The organism is Lacinutrix venerupis (assembly GCF_003663945.1).
Lineage (GTDB): Bacteria > Bacteroidota > Bacteroidia > Flavobacteriales > Flavobacteriaceae > Lacinutrix > Lacinutrix venerupis.
On the sequence record NZ_RCCH01000006.1, the window covers coordinates 118,051 to 137,258 of the forward strand.

Here is a 19,208-nt window from a genome sequence, read left to right on the forward strand (position 1 = left end):
TAATTTCAGTTTTAATTTTGTTTATTTATAAATTATATTCTTAATCCAACAGGTAGTAATTTTTTATACTGCCTATTACGCCTAATAAACTTAGCAATTTCAGGACTTGTAGGTACAACACTTAGGTTGCGTTCTTCAACATTTTCAAAAACCAATTTTAAAAAATCTCCGGCAAAGTTTTGGTCTGTAACTTCTTCAGGAATAATTAATTTTGTTAAAAATATCTTTCGCTCTTGTAAAGAATATTCAATTTTAGCAAAATCATTCCCGGTTTTTAATTCGAATTGACGTAGAAAATCATTGTCAACTAGTTCAGCAGCAGCAGTCATATTATAATAAGTTTAATTTATTGTTAAGGGAACAAAAATAGTGCCATCTATTTTATAGCTTTACGCATTACAAAAATACGTAAAATTATCCTTAAGTGATTATTAATAACTGTTAAAAGCTTATGAGTCAAGATATAATACATGTTTATTTAATGCCTGGTATGGCGGCTAATCCTTCAATTTTTGATAATATTTCGCTTCCCAAAGATCAGTTTCAATTACATAAACTTACATGGGAAATTCCTATTAAAAATGAAACATTAAGTAATTATGCTTTAAGAATGATTAATAATATTAAACATGAAAATATTGTACTATTAGGCGTTTCTTTTGGAGGTATTTTAGTGCAAGAGATGAGTAAACATGTTAAATTAAGGAAATTGTTTGTAGTCTCTAGTGTAAAAACTAAGCATGAGCTTCCTAATAGATTTAAAATTTTAAAAACGACTAAAGCATATAAGTTATTACCAACACAATTAGCAAGTAACCTCGATTTATTGGCAAAATTTTCGTTTGGAGATTTAATTAAAAAACGTATAGATTTATATAAAAAATATCTTTCTGTTAATGATAAATATTATTTAGATTGGTCTATAGAGCAAGTTATTAATTGGGAGCAAGATAAAGTCATTCCAGAAGCCATTCATATTCATGGAGAAAAAGACAAAGTGTTTCCGCACAATTGCATAACAAATTGTATTACTGTAAAAAATGGAACACATATTATGATAATAGATAAATACAAGTGGTTTAACGAAAATTTACCAAAGTTAATTTTAGGTGAAAAAGAATAATTTTTAATTAAATTATTATAAATTTATAAAAAACGAAATGATGATGAAAATTGCACAAAAAGTATTGGCAGGTATTGGTCTTGTATGCTTAGGATTATTGTTTATTAATGCTTTACAAGAAGCACCAACAGATGAGAATTTAGAAAAGAAAATTATTAACGATTATAATGTTTATGCCTTACAAGTACCAGATTATTTAGATTTTGCAGGAGAGCGCGTACCTTTAGAAAATCCGGATATATTAGAACGTATGGATAAAGAGTTGTTAGTAAACACCTATTGGCAATCTAATGGTTTGTTAATGTTTAAACGTGCTCAAAAATATTTTCCTATTATAGAACCTATTTTAGCTAAAAACGGTATTCCAGATGATTTTAAATACTTAGCAGTAATAGAAAGCGGATTAACAAATGCACGTTCTCCTGCCGGAGCAAGTGGTTTTTGGCAAATTATGAAAGCTACTGGTAAAGAAAATGGATTAGAAGTAAATAGTAATGTAGATGAGCGTTACAATTTAGAAATGGCAACCCAAGTAGCTTGCGATTATTTAAAAAAATCTAAAGAACGTTTAGGTTCTTGGACAAATGCTGCTGCTGCTTACAATGCCGGAAATTATGGTGTTTCAAGACGATTAGAAGAGCAAAAAGTAGATAATTACTACGATTTGCTTTTAGGTGAAGAAACCGGACGTTATGTTTTTAGAATAATAGCTTTAAAAGAGATTTTATCTAATCCTGCAAAATATGGTTTTAACTTTAGAACTAAAGATTTGTATTCTGCTATACCAACATATAAAGTGGCTGTAGATACTGCTGTTACAGATTTTGCTCAGTTTGCAAAAGATATGGGAATTAACTATAAAATATTAAAAATTCATAATCCTTGGTTACGAGAAAACAAACTTAATAATGCGTCTAGAAAACAATATTTTATAGATATACCTGAAAAAGGTTATTATTCTACAACTCCATAAATGATAGAGTTTTTAAAAAATAATTGGTTTGTAATAATAATTTCAATTAATTATTTACTTGCAATTTCTGCAGTAATTACAATACTTTTTAGAAATTTAAATCCAACAAAAACACTAACATATATTATTGTGTTAGTGTTTTTTCCTTTTTTAGGACTTTTGGTTTATTATTTATTTGGTCAAGAATATAGAAAGAATAAAATATTTAACCGTAAAAATGTTTTAAATCAAAAAATTATAAAATCTTTAAATGAAGATTTAGAACAAAATAATAAGCAGTTAAAAGAACTACAAGACGATTTTCTTGAAGATAAAATTCGTTTAGCACAATTACTCCAAAAAAGCGATAAAGCACCATTAACAAGATGCAATAGTGTAGAAATTATTAAAAATGGTGAAAATAAGTTTAAACGATTATTTGAGGATATAAAAAAAGCAAAACACCATTTACATATAGAATATTACATTGTTAAAGACGACGACATTGGTACACAGCTATTAAATTTATTATGTGAAAAAGCAAAAGAAGGTTTAGAAGTACGTTTAAGTGTAGATGATGTTGGTGCAAGTATTTCTCGAAAAATGAAACACCAATTAAAAAGCGCAGGTGTCGAGTTTTATTCTTTTATGCCAGTTTTATTTCCAAAATTTACAGGTAGAATGAATTACCGTAACCATAGAAAAATTGCCATAATCGATGGTGCTATAGGTTATGTGGGAGGTATAAATGTTGCAGACGATTATGTAAATAAACCAGGTAAAAAATTATATTGGAGAGATACACATATTCGATTAGAAGGTGAGGCAGTAATAACTTTGCAAGTACAGTTTTTAACCAATTGGCAGTTTGTGTCAGACTCTAAAATAGAAGATCTCTCAAAAGAATATTTTCCAAATAAAAAATGTGAAGATACAGTAGCGGTGCAAATTGCTGCTAGTGGTCCAGATACAGATTGGTCTAATATTATGGATGTTATTTTCTTTGCAATTACCACTGCAGACGATTATGTTTATTTAACAACACCTTACTTTATTCCAAACGATGAGATTATTATGGCATTACAAATTGCTTCTCGTAGTGGTATAGATGTTAGACTACTTATTCCAGACGAAAGCGATTCTATTATTGCTAAACATGCTACAAACTCTTATTTACAACGTTTGTTTAACGCAAATATTAAAGTATATCGTTATACAAAAGGATTTATTCATGCAAAAACAATGGTTGTAGATAATGTGTTTTCTACAATAGGAACTTCAAACTTAGATTATAGAAGTTTTAATATCAATTTCGAAATTAACGCTGTTATTTACGATAAAGATAAAAGTAAAGAGTTAAAATTTATTTTTATGGAAGATTTAAAAGATGCAATAGAAATGAATCCTGAAGAATGGAAAAATAGATCTAAAATTCAAAAATTAAAAGAAGCTTATTGTAAGCTTTGGGCGCCATTATTATAAAATAAAAAAAGCTCACAAACGTGAGCTTTTAGTAAAAATATTTTAATAAAACTTATCTGCGCGATGCTCTACGCTGCGCTCTCATAGAGCCACCTTGTCCAAAATGTTGGTTTGGTGCTCCTTGTGCACGTTTCATGTTTGCTTTCATTTCTTTAATTTGCTCTTTTAACATGTTATTTTTGTCTAGTTTTTGAGCTTCATTAATTAATATAGTAGCTTCTTGTTTTCTTCTTTTAGAAAAAGCTATTCCGGCTAAGTTTAATTTTGCCATTGCCATATCTTGGTCCATACTTAAACCTAAATTTACAGCTTTTTTAAAGTGTTTTTCAGCAAGATTCATATCGGTTTGAGAAACCATAATACCTTGCAAATAATTAAAGTAACCTTGTTGTTTAGTTACTAAGGCTGCTTCTGGATTTTTAATTTTATTAAGCCATTTTTGAGCACCAGGAAAATCTTGTTTACGTAATTTTAAAAAGGCAAGTAAAATAAATTCATTTTTAAAATATAGAAACACAAAAATTAAAGCTAAAAAAATAAGCATGATACCGTTTCCAATACCACCTTCTGTAAACTGCCAAATAGCAGTAGCTAAAATTAAACCTGCAATTATTAATTTAAATACTTTATTATACATTGTTATATATTTATTGTTTTAATAACGCTCTACATATTTCTAGCGTTATTTTTCTGTTTTAAGACTGCAAAGAAACTCAATTTTTCTGAAATATCCTTAGTTAAAAAATGTAATTGTACGTTATTATACCCTTATTTTCTTGCAAAAGCCTTTATTTTTGCTAAGAAAACAAATCATAATAAAATATTTTTTAAATAAGGTTTGCTAAATAAAAAAGTCGTTGTATATTTGCGCTCAGTTTTGGGGAATGCTCAAAACAAAAATGAGATAGATTTTACAATTCAGATTTAAAAAAATAAGACAATGCCAAAAAGAACGTTTCAGCCATCGAAAAGAAAGAGAAGAAATAAACATGGTTTTAGAGAAAGAATGGCTTCTGCTAATGGTAGAAAGGTATTAGCTCGTAGAAGAGCAAAAGGAAGAAAGAAATTATCTGTTTCAACTGAAACTAGACATAAAAAATAATGATTAACAATTGTTAATATATTAAAGGCGTTACTTAGGTGTAACGCCTTTTTTTATATCTAAGTTTTACTATTTTTGCACCACATAATAATTAATAACAATGCCAAAGAACTCTAAATTAAAATCAATACTTATTATTGGCTCAGGTCCTATTATAATTGGACAAGCCTGTGAATTCGACTACTCTGGAACTCAAGCTTTACGCTCGTTAAGAGAAGACGGAATAGAAACTATTTTAATAAATTCTAACCCAGCAACTATCATGACGGATCCTTCAATGGCAGATCATGTATATTTGTTACCTCTTACTACAAAATCTCTAATAGAAATACTTAAAAAGCATCCACAAATTGATGCTGTTTTACCTACTATGGGAGGACAAACTGCTTTAAATTTATGTATTGAAGCAGATGAAAAAGGTATCTGGAAAGATTTTGATGTAGAAATTATTGGTGTTAATATCGATGCCATAAATATTACCGAAGATAGAGAGAAGTTTAGAGAGTTAATGCTTGATATTGGTATTCCTATGGCGCCACAAGCTACAGCAACCTCTTATTTAAAAGGAAAAGAAATTGCTCAAGAATTTGGTTTCCCATTAATTATTAGAGCATCTTTTACTTTAGGTGGAGCAGGAGCTTCTTTTGTATATAAAGAAGAAGATTTTGATGAACTTTTAACTCGTGGTTTAGAGATTTCTCCAATTCACGAAGTTATGATAGATAAGGCCTTAATTGGCTGGAAAGAATACGAGTTAGAGTTACTTAGAGACTCTAATGATAACGTTGTTATTATTTGTGCTATTGAAAATATGGATCCTATTGGTATTCATACAGGAGACTCAATTACGGTTGCTCCAGCAATGACTTTAAGTGATAAAACATACCAAAAAATGCGTGATATGGCTATCCATATGATGCGTAATATTGGAGACTTTGCAGGTGGTTGTAATGTACAATTTGCTGTAAGTCCAGATGAAAATGAAGACATTATTGCTATCGAGATAAATCCGCGTGTATCACGTTCTTCTGCTTTAGCAAGTAAGGCAACAGGATATCCTATTGCAAAAGTTGCTGCTAAATTAGCGTTAGGCTATCATTTAGATGAATTAGAAAACCAAATTACTAAATCTACATCTGCTTTATTCGAGCCAACTTTAGATTACGTAATTGTAAAAATACCACGTTGGAATTTTGATAAATTTGAAGGATCAGACAGAACTTTAGGTTTACAAATGAAATCTGTTGGAGAAGTAATGGGAATTGGACGAAGTTTCCAAGAGGCCTTACACAAAGCAACACAATCGCTAGAAATTAAGCGTAATGGTTTAGGTGCAGATGGTAAAGGTTATAAAAACTACGACCAGATTATAGATAAATTAACACATGCTAGTTGGGATCGTGTATTTGCTATTTATGATGCCATTCAAATGGGAATTCCATTAAGTCGTATTCATGAAATCACTAAAATTGATATGTGGTTTTTAAAGCAATACGAAGAGCTATACTTTATCGAAAAAGAAATTTCAACCTTTACAATAGATACTATACAAAAAGATTTATTACTAGAAGCAAAACAAAAAGGTTACGGAGACAGACAAATAGCTCACATGTTAGGCTGTTTAGAAAGTGAAGTATATAATAAACGTGAAGAATTAAATATTAATCGTGTTTATAAACTGGTAGATACCTGTGCAGCAGAGTTTGAAGCAAAAACACCTTATTATTACTCAACATTTGAAAACGATGTTGAAACAGTAGATGGTGTACGTCAAGCAGAAAACGAGAGTATTGTTACAGATAAGAAAAAAGTTATTGTTTTAGGATCTGGTCCAAACCGTATTGGGCAAGGTATCGAGTTCGATTACTGTTGTGTTCATGGTGTATTAGCTGCTGCAGAATGTGGCTACGAAACCATCATGATTAACTGTAATCCAGAAACTGTTTCTACAGATTTTGATACAGCAGATAAATTATATTTTGAACCAGTATTCTGGGAACATATTTACGATATAATTAAGCATGAAAAACCAGAAGGTGTAATAGTACAACTTGGTGGACAAACCGCTTTAAAATTAGCCGAAAAACTAGAACGTTACGGTGTGAAAATATTAGGTACTAGTTTTGAAGCATTAGATTTAGCCGAAGATAGAGGTCGTTTTTCTACTTTATTAAAAGAATTAGAAATTCCTTATCCAGAATTTGATATTGCTACAACAGCAGACGAAGCTTCTGCAATAGCAGATGTTTTAGATTTTCCAATTCTAGTAAGGCCATCATACGTACTTGGAGGTCAAGGCATGAAAATTGTTATTAATAAAGAAGAACTTGAAAAACATGTTGTAGACTTATTAAGCCGTATGCCAGGAAACCAACTGTTGTTAGACCATTATTTAGATGGTGCCATTGAAGCTGAAGCAGATGCCATTTGCGATGGTGAAAATGTTTACATTATTGGTATCATGGAGCATATTGAACCATGTGGAATACACTCTGGTGATAGTAACTCTTTATTACCTCCTTTTAACTTAGGAGATTTAGTAATGCAACAAATTAAAGACCATACAAAAAAGATTGCTTTAGCATTAAATACAGTAGGTTTAATAAACATACAATTTGCTGTAAAAGACGATAAAGTTTATATTATTGAAGCCAACCCAAGAGCTTCTAGAACGGTACCTTTTATAGCTAAAGCTTATGGAGAACCTTATGTTAACTTTGCAACTAAAGTAATGTTAGGTGAGAAAAAAATTACTGATTTTAACTTTAATCCAAAGTTAAATGGATATGCAATTAAGCAACCAGTATTCTCTTTTAATAAGTTTCATAATGTAAATAAAAAACTAGGCCCAGAAATGAAAAGTACTGGAGAAAGCATCTTATTTATAGACGATTTAAAAGACGATGAATTCTACAATTTATACTCAAGACGTAAAATGTATTTAAGTAAATAAGCTTATTGATTTTTTTTAATTAACTGAAGCACAGTTTTTTATTTTTAAAATCTGTGCTTTTTTTATTATTTTTTTGTACTTTTAGATAATTAAATGTACTTAATATGATGAAAAAATTACTCTTTATTTTAAGCATAACTATGTCTCTAAGTTTAGCGGCACAAGTTGAAACCGTTACAATAGATTGGAGCTTTGGATCAAATCCAACTGCATCAGGAAATGCAAATACAAATAGAACTATAGAAGTAGGAGATACGGTAGAGTGGAATTGGTATGCTTCAGGTACTCACAATGTTGCTTCTACAGGAGGAACCGAAACCTTTAACAGTGGAGCTCCAACTAGTACACCAGGTGTAAATTTTTCTCATACTTTTACAAGTGTTGGTACAACAGATTTTGTTTGTCAACCACACTCAACAAATATGTTTGGAACAATAACAGTTGTTTCTGAAGGTACATTAGGAGTGCAACAATTTGAAACACCAACTAAGTTTTCAATTTTTCCAAATCCAGGAAATAATGAAATGAATATTAATATACCAACATTAAGTGATGAACTACAATTAGAAGTTTTTGATTTGCTAGGAAAACGTGTTTACAGTGAATATTTAAATGGCTTAAATACAAAATTAAATATTAGTAAATGGAAAAGCGGCATGTATTTGGTACGCTTAACATCAAATAATCAGGATATAAAATTAACTAAGCGTTTTGTAAAGCTTTAGATTTTAAAATAGAATGAAAAAAAGTGCTTTAATTTAAAGTGCTTTTTTATTTAAAATTATCTGGTAATTCTATTTTTACTTTTAAATCTTTAAGTTGATCTAAGTAGTTGTGATGTGAAAAATTTTGATCGTTAAACTCTGCCTGTCTGGTTCTTTTAGTTTCATTTCGTTTAATGGCTTTTAAATAACGTTTTACTTCGTTTTTATCGTTTAAAATTAAGCCAGGAACTTCAACAGATTTTCCATTTTCATCTTTTGCAACCATTGTAAAATAAGAAGAATTACAATGTTTTTTTTCTCCTGTTTGTATGTTTTCAGATTCTACTCTAATACCAACAACCATTGATGTTCTACCTACATAATTTACAGAAGCTTTCATAGTAACTAACTCGCCAACTTCTATTGGGTTTAAAAAATCTACAGTATCTACAGATGCTGTTACACAGTATGTTTTAGAATGTTTACTTGCGCAAGCAAATGCTATTTGGTCCATTAAGCTTAATATATAACCACCATGAACTTTTCCACTAAAATTTGTGTGTGCTGGCACCATTAACTCCGAAATGGTAATGCGCGAATTATCTACTTTAATATAGTTTGGCATAATGTTACTGGTTTTCTGTTGTGTTAAGCTCTACCTTAGTTACAAAATAGTGTGTGTCTCCTAACCAAAATAAAGTTTTGTAACGCTCAAAATAACTTAGTTTTACTAATCGACCTTGGTATTTATTTAAGTCTTCTATAACTTGAGTTTCTCCATCTTCTACCGAGAATTTAAATATTTGTGCTTCACTAACACCTTGGCTAATTTCGCCTTCCCAAGTTTTAAATAAAACACCTTTTTTACTAAACTTAACTAATTCTCCAGCTCTAACACCTTCGCTGTAAGTTGCAAAATAAACAAAAGCAAAATAACCTGCTATTATTAGCAGTATGACTATAAGTGTTTTAATTAAAAATTTCATATAATTTTATGTTAGTTAATTTTAGGTGTTTAGTCTTCTTCGTTTGCACGTTTTATAATAGCTTCTGGTAATGCTTTTTTTGCTTTAGCACCCATTTTCTTTAGTTTTTCTACACGTCCAACAAGGTTTCCTTTACCTTCAACAAGTTTATTCATGGCAGCAGAATAATCTGTTTTAGCAGCATCTATTTTTTTGCCAACACCCATTAAATCACTTACTAAACCTTCAAACTTATCGTATAAAGAACCAGCTTGTTTTGCAATTTCTATAGCGTTTTGTTGTTGTTTTTCGTTATTCCACATGGTATCAATAGTACGTAATGTGGCAAGTAAAGTAGAAGGTGTAACAATTACAATATTACGCTCAAAAGCTTTGTTATATAGTGAATTGTCTTCATTAATTGCAATAGCAAATGCAGGTTCTATAGGTATAAAAAGTAATACAAAATCTGGAGATTCTATATCGTATAAATCTTGATAATTCTTGTCTGATAATTGGTCTACATGCTTTTTAATAGAATTTATATGAGCCTTTAAATATTGACTTCTGTCTTCCATTTCTGCGTTTACAAAACGCTCATAATCAATTAAAGATACTTTACTATCTATAATCATTCGTTTGTTATTTGGTAAATGCAACACAACATCTGGTAATACTCTTGTGCCATCTTCGCGTGTAAAACTTTGTTGTACGTAGTATTCTCTGTCTTTTTCTAAACCAGATTTTTCGAGTACACGTTCTAAAACAAGTTCTCCCCAATTACCTTGCATTTTATTATCTCCTTTTAATGCTTTAGTAAGGTTTGTAGCTTCTTTTGTCATTTGTTGATTAAGCTCTTTTAAACCTTCTAATTGGGTTTTTAAAGCAGAATGTAAGCCGAAGTTTTCCTTGTGTGTATCGTCTACTTTTTTTTCGAAAATTTGAATTTTCTCTTGTAGCGGATTTAATATATTCTTTATGTTTTCTTTATTCTGAAGTGTAAATTTTTCAGATTTAGCATCTAAAATTTTATTTGCTAAATTTTCAAAATCTGTACGCAGTTGTTTTTGGCGTTCTTCTAACTCTTCATCTCTTTTTAAATTTAGCTTTTGAAGGTTTTCGTACTCTGTATTTCTTCTAGCTAGTTCGGTACTTAAAAAGTCTTTTTCACGTCTAATGTCTTCACGTTCAGCTTCAATTTTATAAAGCGACGTCTTTAATTCTTCTATTTTATTTTCGAAATTTTGATTTTGTTTTTGGTTTTCAGTTTCAGAAAATTGTTTAAAATCATTAAACTGCTGTTGTAAATTATTATTTCGTTCTTCTAAAGTACTTTTTTCACTTTTGCTTTTCAGTTTAGTAAATAACATGCCTAAATAAGCACCAATGGCAGCAGCAATTAATATGGCAATTATGAGAATGATGTTGTCGTTCATTTATTTTTATTGAATTTTATCAAAGATAATTTTTTTAGACTTAAGAGTAAGAAACAAGTAACTAGTTTTCTATTATTTCTTTACTCTAAAACTTTTTGTTGTTTGGTCGAAAACTATTAAATCGTTTGGAAACAAAGTGTTAAAAGCACCTTGATTTATAAGTTGTTCTGGTGTGTTTTGCATGCAACTGTTATGGCTCATCACAATTAAATTATCGCAAAGCTGAATAGCTAAATCTATTTCGTGAGAAGAAAACAATATAGTTTTACCTGTTTCTTTAGCCAATTTTTGAAGCAATTTTAAAATGTATGCTTTGTGATACATATCTAAATGTGTGGTTGGCTCATCTAAAATAATTAGTGAAGTGTCTTGCGCTAAAGCACGTGCAACCATTACCTTTTGTAATTGTCCATCGCTTAATTCAAAGCATTTTTTATGTTTTAAACCTTCAATATTTGTTTGTGCAATGGCTTTATTTACTATATCTATATCGTTTTTAGATAGATTTCCAACCCAATTGGTATATGGTTGTCTGCCAAGCGCAACAAGTTCGAATACAGAAAGGTTTTTAGATGATACTGTTTCGGTTAAAACCAAACTTAGCACTTTTGCAAGTTCAACCTGTGCATAATCTTGCAACGGTTTAGCGTTAATAGCTATGGCGCCATTTAATTTTGGTTGTACATTAGTAAGTGTGCGTAGTAAAGTAGATTTGCCAATACCGTTTGCACCAACTAAAGCTATTAATTCACCTTGTTTAAGTGCTATATTTATATTTGAAGCAATAGTATTTTCGGTCTTTTTAGACTTGTAACCAATAGATAAGTTTTTGGTTTCTAAAATTATATTTTTAGTTTCTTTAGTCATGTTAAAACACCATTTTTTTCTTTCTAACTAATAACCAAACGACTACTGGAGCACCAATTAAACTAGTTATAGCGTTAATTGGTAAGGTGTAATCTGTATTTGGTAATTGTGCAATACTATCGCAAATAAGCATTATTATAGCGCCAAATAAAAAAACTGCAGGTAATAATATTTTATGGTTTGATGTATTAAAAACCTGCCTTGTAAGATGTGGTATCGCTAAGCCAATAAAAGCAATTGGTCCTGCAAAAGCTGTAATTGTTCCTGCAAGTAAACTGGTTGCTATTATAATTATCAAGCGGCTTTGTTTAATGTTTAAACCTAAACTTTTTGCATAGTTTTCGCCTAATAATAATGTGTTTAATGCTTTTATTGATGCAATACTAAATAGTAAGCCTACACTATAAATTAATGCAAATATTTTAAGCTCGTTCCATTGTAAATCGCCAAGACTTCCAAATCCCCAAAAAATGTATTGTTGTAACTCTTCGGCAGAACTAAAATACGACAGTACACTAACTACCGCAGCTGTAATACTACCAAACATAAGCCCGATAATTAAAATCGCCATAGTATCACGCACACGAGAAGAGACTATTAAAACCGTAAGTAAAACTAAAAAACTACCTAAACTTGCAGAGATAACTAAACTCCATTTTGAGATAAGTAATGTTGCAAAAAAGCCACCTAAAACTGATGATCCCATAATAACAAGTGCAACACCTAAACTTGCACCAGACGTTATGCCTAAAACAAATGGTCCTGCTAATGGATTGCGAAATAAGGTTTGCATTAATAAACCAGATATACCTAAACCCGAACCAACTAATATGGCTGTTATGGCTTTTGGTAATCTATAGTTTAGAATAATGTAATTATCTGCACTACCCGTTAAGCTATTAAATACAGTATTAAAAGGTATAGAAATAGAACCTAAACTAACATTCGCAAAAAAGAGTATAATTAATACAATTATTAGAATGATAAAAGAAAGTTTATATGATTTTGATGTTACCAATTAGTCTAATTTTTTAAAGAAAAAAGGCTCGTAATTTTCTAATAATTCTGGATGACATATTTTAATAATATCTTTTAAAACTAGATCTGGTCTTGCAGTGCCTAATTCATAATATAAAACACCTCCGTTTTTTCCTGTAGTGTTAGTAAATGAATACACTTGCTTGTTTTTAAAGGCATCAAATTTAGTGTAATGTTGGCTAGCTTCTTCTAAGGCTTCAAGACTTGTGTAATACGAAGGACTCAACCATAAATCGGCAGTTTTAGCTTTTTCATAAACGACTTCAAAATTTAAGGCAATGCTTCCTTTATCGGTTGTATTGCTCCATAAATAGTTTGTATTAGCATCTTTTAAAAACTGTGCTTCTGTACTTGTTCCGTTTGGTAAATACCATACATCTTTATGCATAGCTCCAGATAAAATAGTAGGTTTATTTTTTGCATTTAAGGCTAGTTTTTTAGCTTGGGTGTAATCTTTTTCAATTTTATTAAAAATAGAATCGGCTTGGTTTTCTTTATTATATAAAGCACCAAAAAACTTAATCCATTCGGCTTTTGCTAACGGCGATTTTTCTACCCAATCACCATTGTAAATTACAGGAATATTAGCTTTTTTTATGGTTTCTAAAGATTTGCTTTTTCCATCTACTCCAAAAGCAATTACAACATTTGGATTTATATTTAAAAGCACTTCGGTATTTATGCCTTCATTTTTTCCTAATTCTCTAACAAGGCTACTATCAATTCTAGCTCTTGTTTTTTCAGAAGAAATATAATTTGTTCCAGGAAACCCAATTAGGGTTTCTTCAACATTTAAAAGTTCTAAAGCAGGAATGTGTGTTGTAGAGGTTACTACTATTTTTTCTATAGGTGTTATTAAAATAGCATCGTACTCCTCTTTCATAAACGTAGTTTTTGCAGCTTCTTCTGCTGAAATTAATACGTATTTAAAAGTTTGTGTGCTGTTTGGCCATGGACTTTTAATCTCTAAAATAGAGTGGTTGTTGTTTTTTGTAATTGTAAAACCTTCAGCATAAGTAATCGTTTTATTTTCATTTTTATCAACATGTGCTGGAGGTATTTCAATATTATTAGCTTTCTCTTCTTTACATGAAAAAATAAGAGTTGCAACAAAAAGGAATAGTATATTTTTCAAAATCTTAGGTTTTTACACTCCAAAAATAAGATTATTTAATCTTTTGTGTGTTAGATTAAACAAAAAGAGTAGATTTGCGTCGAATTTTGGTTCGACTTTGCAATGAAGCATTGTTGATTAAAAGGGAATCAAGTGCAAAACTTGAACTGTTCCCGCAACTGTAATTTTATACTCAACTTGTTTGAGTACCTTTTTAAAGGGTGTTATTAACTTCAAAACCACTGGAAAAGTTTTCTGGGAAGGTATGGTAACATTAAAAAAGTCAGGAGACCTGCCAAATTCATTATCAAAAGAATCTTCGGGAGAAAGATTTTAAGATTTATGAAAAAAAGTATTCTAATTTTATTTACAATTATTTGTAGTTTAAGCTGTTTGGCTCAAACTAAGCTAGACTCTATTCAAAACTTAGACGAAGTTATTTTGAGTGATAGTAAACTAAAAACGTTTACTAATACGCAGTCTGTTTTAAAAATAACAGACAGTGTTATAAAAAAACAAAATGCACTTTTAACTCATTTATTAAATAGTAATACGCCTATTTATTTTAAAGAAAACGGTTATGGCATGGTGTCTTCGGCTTCTTTTAGAGGTACTACTGCACAACAAACAGCTGTTGTTTGGAATGGTATAAATATTAATTCTCAACTTAATGGTCAAACAGATTTTAGTACGGTAAATACTGAAATTTTCGATAATATAGATGTACGTAGTGGAGGTGGAAGCGTGTTATATGGAAGTGGAGCCATTGGCGGCTCTGTACATTTAAATAATGAGATTAGATATAATAATGAAAATACAAATTATATAAGTACAAGTTTTGGATCTTTTAGTACTATAAATACAACTTATAAAGGTCATTATTCTACAAGCAAATTAAGTGTTAATGCTAATGTTAGTTATTTACAATCTGAAAATGATTACGATTATGTAGATAGCAATAGAAGTAATTTAAACGGTGCATTTTATAGCAATAATTTTGGTTTAAATCTAGGTTATAAAATTAACGACAATAATATACTTAAGGTATATAGTAGTTTTTATGATGGACAGCGCCATTTTGCTTTACAAACTTCTACCGAAACACCTTCAAAATATAAGAATAGAGATACTCGAAATCTAATAGAATATGTTGGACTTACAGATAAATTTACTTCTAAGTTAAAAGTTGCTTATATAACAGAAAATTATAAATACTTTTCTAATATAGCAAGAGATACTTATACAGATGGTGATGTTAATAGTTTGATTTTAAAATACGATTTATCTTATAAATTAGACGATAATATTACAATTAATCCTGTTATAGATTACACTCAAAATAGTGGAAAAGGTTCTAGTATAAATAAGGTAAAACGTGATGTTACAGGCTTTAATTTATTGTATAAACATAATATTGGAGAACGTTTTTTATATGAAATTACAACACGACAAGAAATAACAAATAATTACAATAGTCCTTTATTATATAGCTTAGGCTTAAAATACAGTTTTTCAGACTTGTATACTTTATCTATAAATGGTTCTAAAAATTATCGCGTACCAACTTTTAATGATTTGTACTGGCAAGATGGTGGAAACCTAAACCTAAAACCAGAAAATTCTTATCAAATTGAAATTGGTAATGTCTTTACTTATAAAAATTTAGATTTATCACTTACAGGTTATTATAACGATATAAAAGATATGATTAGGTGGTTGCCAACCGGTACCATTTGGATGCCAATTAATACCGATCATGTTAAAACATATGGTATTGAAACTGCTTTAAACGTTAAGCAATCGTTTGGAGAAAACCATTTATCACTTTCAAGTACTTATGCTTATACAGTTTCCGAGGATCAGGAACGAGAAACACAACTTATTTATGTGCCATACCATAAGGCTACAGCAACATTGAGTTATAATTATAAACGCTTATCGGCATACTACCAACAGTTGTATGTTGGAGAGGTTTTTACACAATCCGATAATAATAAAAAGTATAATATAGATGCTTATTATCTTTCTCATTTTGGAGTTGATTATACTTTTGGAAGTAATAAAAACTTCAGGTTAGGTGCTCAAGTAAATAATATTTTCAATCATAATTACCAAAGTGTTTTAGGGCGTTTTATGCCAGGAACACATTTTAATACTTACTTAAATTTTAATTTTTAAACACTAATAAATATTTATACAATGAAACAATTTAAAAAAATAATGTTTTTAGCATTAGCAAGTGCTTTCTTTTTAACCTCTTGTAGTAATGATGATGATAGTTTTGTCGATATCCCATCGATACCTTTAGGAGATTATGAAAATGGATATTTTGTATTAAACGAAGGAGGAGGAAGCGCTGCAACAAATTCTATAATTTTTATAAGTAATGATGGTACTAGAACAAACGATGTATTTAGAATAGAAAATCCGGATGCTGAAGAATTAGGTACATTTATTCAAAACATATTTTTTGATGATACAAGAGCATTTATAGTTGCAGGAAGTGGATCTGTAACTGTTGTAAATAGATATTCTTTTGAATATATTACTACTATTAGTACGGATTTAGAAGCACCAAGGTATGGAGTAGTTGTAAACGGAAAAGCTTATGTTACAAACAACGGAGATTTTGGTTCTGTTACAGACGATTTTTTAACGGTTATAGATTTGTCTAATTACTCAACTTCTCAAGTGTTAATAGGAAACTACTTAGATAGAATTTCTGCTGTAGGAGATAAAGTTATTACAACTAATAACCAGTATGGGACAGAGCATTCTGTATCTATAGTAGATACAAATACTTTAACGGTAACAGATGTAGATTTAGGAAATGGTAATACGTCAAACTCTATAGCGGTAGTTAATGACGATGTTTACGTTTTAACAGGATCTGGTAAGTTTATAGAAATAGACGTAGTAAATAATACTGTTGCCAATACATTAGATATTCCAGCATCAATTACTAATACAAAAAACTTAGATATTGATAATGATACCGTTTATTTCACTTCAGATGCATCTGTTTATAGTTTTAATTTAGGAGAAACAACAGTATCTGAAACACCTATTATAACGTATCAATCTGATTCTGCTTATGGTGTAATGTATGGTTTTGCTGTAAATAATGATATTATATACATTGGTGATGGAGCAGATTTTTCTTCTAATGGTACATTTTACGAATATTCTACATCTGGAGAATTACTCTCGGAAAATGTAGCTGGTGTTGCGCCAAATGGTTTTTACTTCAACTAAATGTAAGGCTTAAATAAGCTATATGTAAATAAAAAAAAAGCCTGCTATTTAGCAGGCTTTTTTTTTTATTCAGTAATTAAATCGCAAAACCAAAAACCAGATTTCTCATTTTTGGTATTTGGTGTATTGTATTCGCGATAAATTTTTTCTCCTATTGTAAATGGAACTGGTTTTTTAAAAATTGGGCCGTCGTAACAAAAGGTATGAAACTCTCCATTTTCACCACAAGGATCTACTGCTTTAGGTAAATTATCAATTAATTCTTTAGTAATAGTTTTACCAACAAAATCTTCAGAAAAATATTTTGCACTAGCACATACAATAATAGCTTTAAAGCCTAAGTTTAAAAATTCGGTAATTAATTTTTTAGTGTCCTTTTTCCAAAGTGGAAATACCGTAGAAATACCAACTTTTTTTAAATTATCTTCTCGGTATTGTTTTAAATCTTCTAAAAAAATATCACCGAAAACACTATGCGTAAAGCCTTCTGTTTTTAAATTATTTATAGCTTTTGCCATAATGGTTTCGTAATCTTCCATACTTGGTTGTTCGGGAAGATTAATGGTTTGAAGTGGTATGCCAATAGCTTCAGTTTGCTTTTTTAATAATGCAACTGGTAAGCCGTGCATAGTAACTCTATTGTAATGCGCGTTTACTGTAGTAACTAGCTTTTCAACCGAAAAATCTGGATCTTTTAATAAGTAATGTAAAGCCAAAGCAGAGTCTTTTCCTGTGCTCCAATTAAAATAGGTTTTAACGCTCAATGTACATGTCTTTTGTATGCGGAAGCAAATCGTTACTATCAAAAACGGTTTTAGTCTTTTTACCTTTTGGAGTGTTAGATATACGGTTAGTTGCGGCAATATGTGCTAGAGCTTCAGCTAAAAGTGGTTCGTTTTCATCACCTAAAATACCATAGTTGTTTATTTCTTCTTCTATTTCTATTAAAGGAGTAAGACCTTGTGCAGGTACTTGGGTATTATCTTTATTCACTGTAATAGCCACTAATGGTTGCATTGCATACGTATGTCTTGGGTCGGCTTCGGTTCTTCTAAAGTTTGGAGAATCGTAAAGTGTTATTGAAGCTTGAGACTTTCCTACTGTTTGTGTTCCTATTTGTACAACTTCTATATATGCATTTAAGCTGTTAATAACCATTTCACTAGCAGAAGCCGAAGAGCCAGTTGCTAATATGTAGACCTTATTTAAATTTAAACTATTGCTAGGATTTGTTGTAAAAGTATAGTTAAAGTTATCGCCTTGTTGCAAGCTATTGTATTGTAGTTTGGCAAAAACCTGACCAGAAAATTGTCCAGTAATTAAGCTGCCTAAATGAGCGGCACTATTTACAGAACCTCCAGGATTGTAACGTAAATCTAATACTAGATGCTGTATATTATTAGCTTGAAACTCACTAAAAGCAGCAGTTAGCGCATTGTCAAAATTACTTGTAAAAGCATTGTACATTAAATAACCTACATTTTCACCTTCAACATTTAGTATTGCCGTTTTAAAAACAGGATTTTCCGTGTATTGTATTGCAGATAGATTTACTGTATTTGTTGAGCTATCAATAGTATCGTCATCTATTTCTGGAGTACCATTGGTATTATATTCGGCAAGATTTAATGTGAAATTATCTTGATTTAACAGCGTCCTCCAATTATTAGTGGTTAACTGTGTGCCATTTACTGCATTAAATAAATCGCCACGATTTAAACCATTAGCTTCGGCGCTTGTATTAGGTAATACTAAACGTACTACACCGTATAAGTCACTACCTCCTGGTGTGTAGCGTTTAAGACCAAATTCCATTCCGTTAGATTTTGTAATGCCATCAAACTGTTGTTCTAAAGCAATATAGTCGTCTGTTATCCAGCTAAATCTATCAGTATTTTCTCGGTCAAAAAGTAAGTTTTCAAATAAAGCTTCTGGAGAACTAAAGTTGTTTAAATAATCTGTATAACCAGCGCTATTGGCTTTATCTTCAACTAAATCGTTAACAGAATCTCTATAAAGATAATAGGCATCTAAACCGCGATAGACAAATTCATTAATATCTATAGAACTAATAGCTTTGTCGTCTAAATCTTCAAAACAACTTGTAAAAAGAGTAGGTAATAACAAGGCAAGAAACAGTATCTTGGGAGTTTTCATAAGTATATAATTTTTCTTTTTCAGCTTAAAAGTACTTATTTTTAATTTAAGTAAAAATAT

The 19,208-nt window shown here is 30.2% G+C and carries 18 protein-coding genes and 1 riboswitch; of the genes, 8 read left to right on the forward strand and 10 right to left on the reverse strand.

The window, feature by feature from the left end:
• Nucleotides 1–32 precede the first annotated feature (32 nt).
• Complete coding sequence (locus tag CLV86_RS10295; protein WP_121052146.1) at nt 33–329, reverse strand: N-acetyltransferase; 297 nt, start codon at nt 327–329, stop codon at nt 33–35.
• Nucleotides 330–451: 122 nt separating this feature from the next.
• Here CLV86_RS10295 and CLV86_RS10300 point away from each other — a divergent pair, with 122 nt between their 5' ends.
• Genes CLV86_RS10300 through cls form a run of 3 tightly spaced genes read left to right on the forward strand, consistent with a single transcriptional unit; the run spans nt 452 to nt 3,557 of the window.
• On the forward strand, nt 452–1,123 hold the full coding sequence (locus CLV86_RS10300; protein ID WP_121052148.1) for an alpha/beta hydrolase family protein: 672 nt from the start codon (nt 452–454) through the stop codon (nt 1,121–1,123).
• 43 nt (nt 1,124–1,166) lie between these two features.
• Nucleotides 1,167–2,096, forward strand: a complete 930-nt coding sequence (locus CLV86_RS10305; RefSeq protein ID WP_076732463.1) for a lytic transglycosylase domain-containing protein — start codon at nt 1,167–1,169, stop codon at nt 2,094–2,096.
• The gene (cls, locus tag CLV86_RS10310; protein ID WP_121052151.1) at nt 2,097–3,557 is read left to right on the forward strand and encodes a cardiolipin synthase; all 1,461 of its coding nucleotides are present in this window, start codon (nt 2,097–2,099) and stop codon (nt 3,555–3,557) included.
• A 52-nt stretch (nt 3,558–3,609) separates the two neighbouring features.
• On the opposite strand, the gene CLV86_RS10315 is transcribed toward cls, so the two are convergent.
• Complete coding sequence (locus tag CLV86_RS10315; protein ID WP_076732469.1) at nt 3,610–4,194, reverse strand: hypothetical protein; 585 nt, start codon at nt 4,192–4,194, stop codon at nt 3,610–3,612.
• Between the two features lie 303 nt (nt 4,195–4,497).
• Between CLV86_RS10315 and rpmH the strand changes: the two genes are divergently transcribed.
• From rpmH to CLV86_RS10330, 3 genes are all read left to right on the forward strand, one after another.
• A complete protein-coding gene (gene rpmH, locus CLV86_RS10320) occupies nt 4,498–4,659 on the forward strand; it encodes a 50S ribosomal protein L34 (protein WP_034059443.1) in 162 nt (53 codons plus the stop codon).
• Between the two features lie 100 nt (nt 4,660–4,759).
• Nucleotides 4,760–7,612 (forward strand): carbamoyl-phosphate synthase large subunit, encoded by a 2,853-nt coding sequence (gene carB / locus CLV86_RS10325; protein WP_121052153.1) that lies wholly within the window; start codon nt 4,760–4,762, stop codon nt 7,610–7,612.
• A 104-nt stretch (nt 7,613–7,716) separates the two neighbouring features.
• On the forward strand, nt 7,717–8,337 hold the full coding sequence (locus tag CLV86_RS10330; RefSeq protein WP_121052155.1) for a T9SS type A sorting domain-containing protein: 621 nt from the start codon (nt 7,717–7,719) through the stop codon (nt 8,335–8,337).
• Between the two features lie 46 nt (nt 8,338–8,383).
• On the opposite strand, the gene CLV86_RS10335 is transcribed toward CLV86_RS10330, so the two are convergent.
• The 6 genes from CLV86_RS10335 to CLV86_RS10360 form a co-directional block, all read right to left on the reverse strand.
• The gene (locus CLV86_RS10335; RefSeq protein WP_076732478.1) at nt 8,384–8,941 is read right to left on the reverse strand and encodes an acyl-CoA thioesterase; all 558 of its coding nucleotides are present in this window, start codon (nt 8,939–8,941) and stop codon (nt 8,384–8,386) included.
• 4 nt (nt 8,942–8,945) lie between these two features.
• Nucleotides 8,946–9,302 carry a 6-phosphogluconate dehydrogenase gene (locus tag CLV86_RS10340; RefSeq protein ID WP_121052157.1) on the reverse strand — a complete coding sequence of 119 codons (357 nt, stop codon included), beginning with the start codon at nt 9,300–9,302 and terminating at the stop codon, nt 8,946–8,948.
• A gap of 29 nt (nt 9,303–9,331) precedes the next feature.
• The gene (locus CLV86_RS10345; RefSeq protein ID WP_121052159.1) at nt 9,332–10,717 is read right to left on the reverse strand and encodes a DNA recombination protein RmuC; all 1,386 of its coding nucleotides are present in this window, start codon (nt 10,715–10,717) and stop codon (nt 9,332–9,334) included.
• Nucleotides 10,718–10,789: 72 nt separating this feature from the next.
• Entirely contained in the window at nt 10,790–11,584 is a 795-nt protein-coding gene (locus tag CLV86_RS10350; protein ID WP_121052162.1) for an ABC transporter ATP-binding protein, read from the reverse strand.
• Between the two features lies 1 nt (nt 11,585).
• Entirely contained in the window at nt 11,586–12,602 is a 1,017-nt protein-coding gene (locus CLV86_RS10355; RefSeq protein ID WP_121052164.1) for a FecCD family ABC transporter permease, read from the reverse strand.
• Nucleotides 12,603–13,757: an ABC transporter substrate-binding protein gene (locus CLV86_RS10360; protein ID WP_121052166.1), complete on the reverse strand. Its 1,155-nt coding sequence runs from the start codon at nt 13,755–13,757 to the stop codon at nt 12,603–12,605.
• A gap of 70 nt (nt 13,758–13,827) precedes the next feature.
• Nucleotides 13,828–14,050, forward strand: a riboswitch (cobalamin riboswitch).
• Nucleotides 14,051–14,078: 28 nt separating this feature from the next.
• Here CLV86_RS10360 and CLV86_RS10365 point away from each other — a divergent pair.
• Entirely contained in the window at nt 14,079–15,914 is a 1,836-nt protein-coding gene (locus CLV86_RS10365) for a TonB-dependent receptor plug domain-containing protein (RefSeq protein ID WP_249037471.1), read from the forward strand.
• Nucleotides 15,915–15,935: 21 nt separating this feature from the next.
• The gene (locus CLV86_RS10370) at nt 15,936–16,991 is read left to right on the forward strand and encodes a DUF5074 domain-containing protein (protein WP_121052168.1); all 1,056 of its coding nucleotides are present in this window, start codon (nt 15,936–15,938) and stop codon (nt 16,989–16,991) included.
• A gap of 65 nt (nt 16,992–17,056) precedes the next feature.
• Here CLV86_RS10370 and CLV86_RS10375 read toward each other — a convergent pair whose 3' ends face one another.
• Together CLV86_RS10375 and CLV86_RS10380 are read right to left on the reverse strand one after the other, a co-directional pair.
• On the reverse strand, nt 17,057–17,755 hold the full coding sequence (locus tag CLV86_RS10375; protein WP_121052170.1) for a Dph6-related ATP pyrophosphatase: 699 nt from the start codon (nt 17,753–17,755) through the stop codon (nt 17,057–17,059).
• Complete coding sequence (locus tag CLV86_RS10380) at nt 17,745–19,148, reverse strand: S41 family peptidase (RefSeq protein ID WP_121052172.1); 1,404 nt, start codon at nt 19,146–19,148, stop codon at nt 17,745–17,747. Before CLV86_RS10380 ends, CLV86_RS10375 begins: the two co-directional genes overlap by 11 nt.
• Between the last annotated feature and the right edge of the window lie 60 nt (nt 19,149–19,208).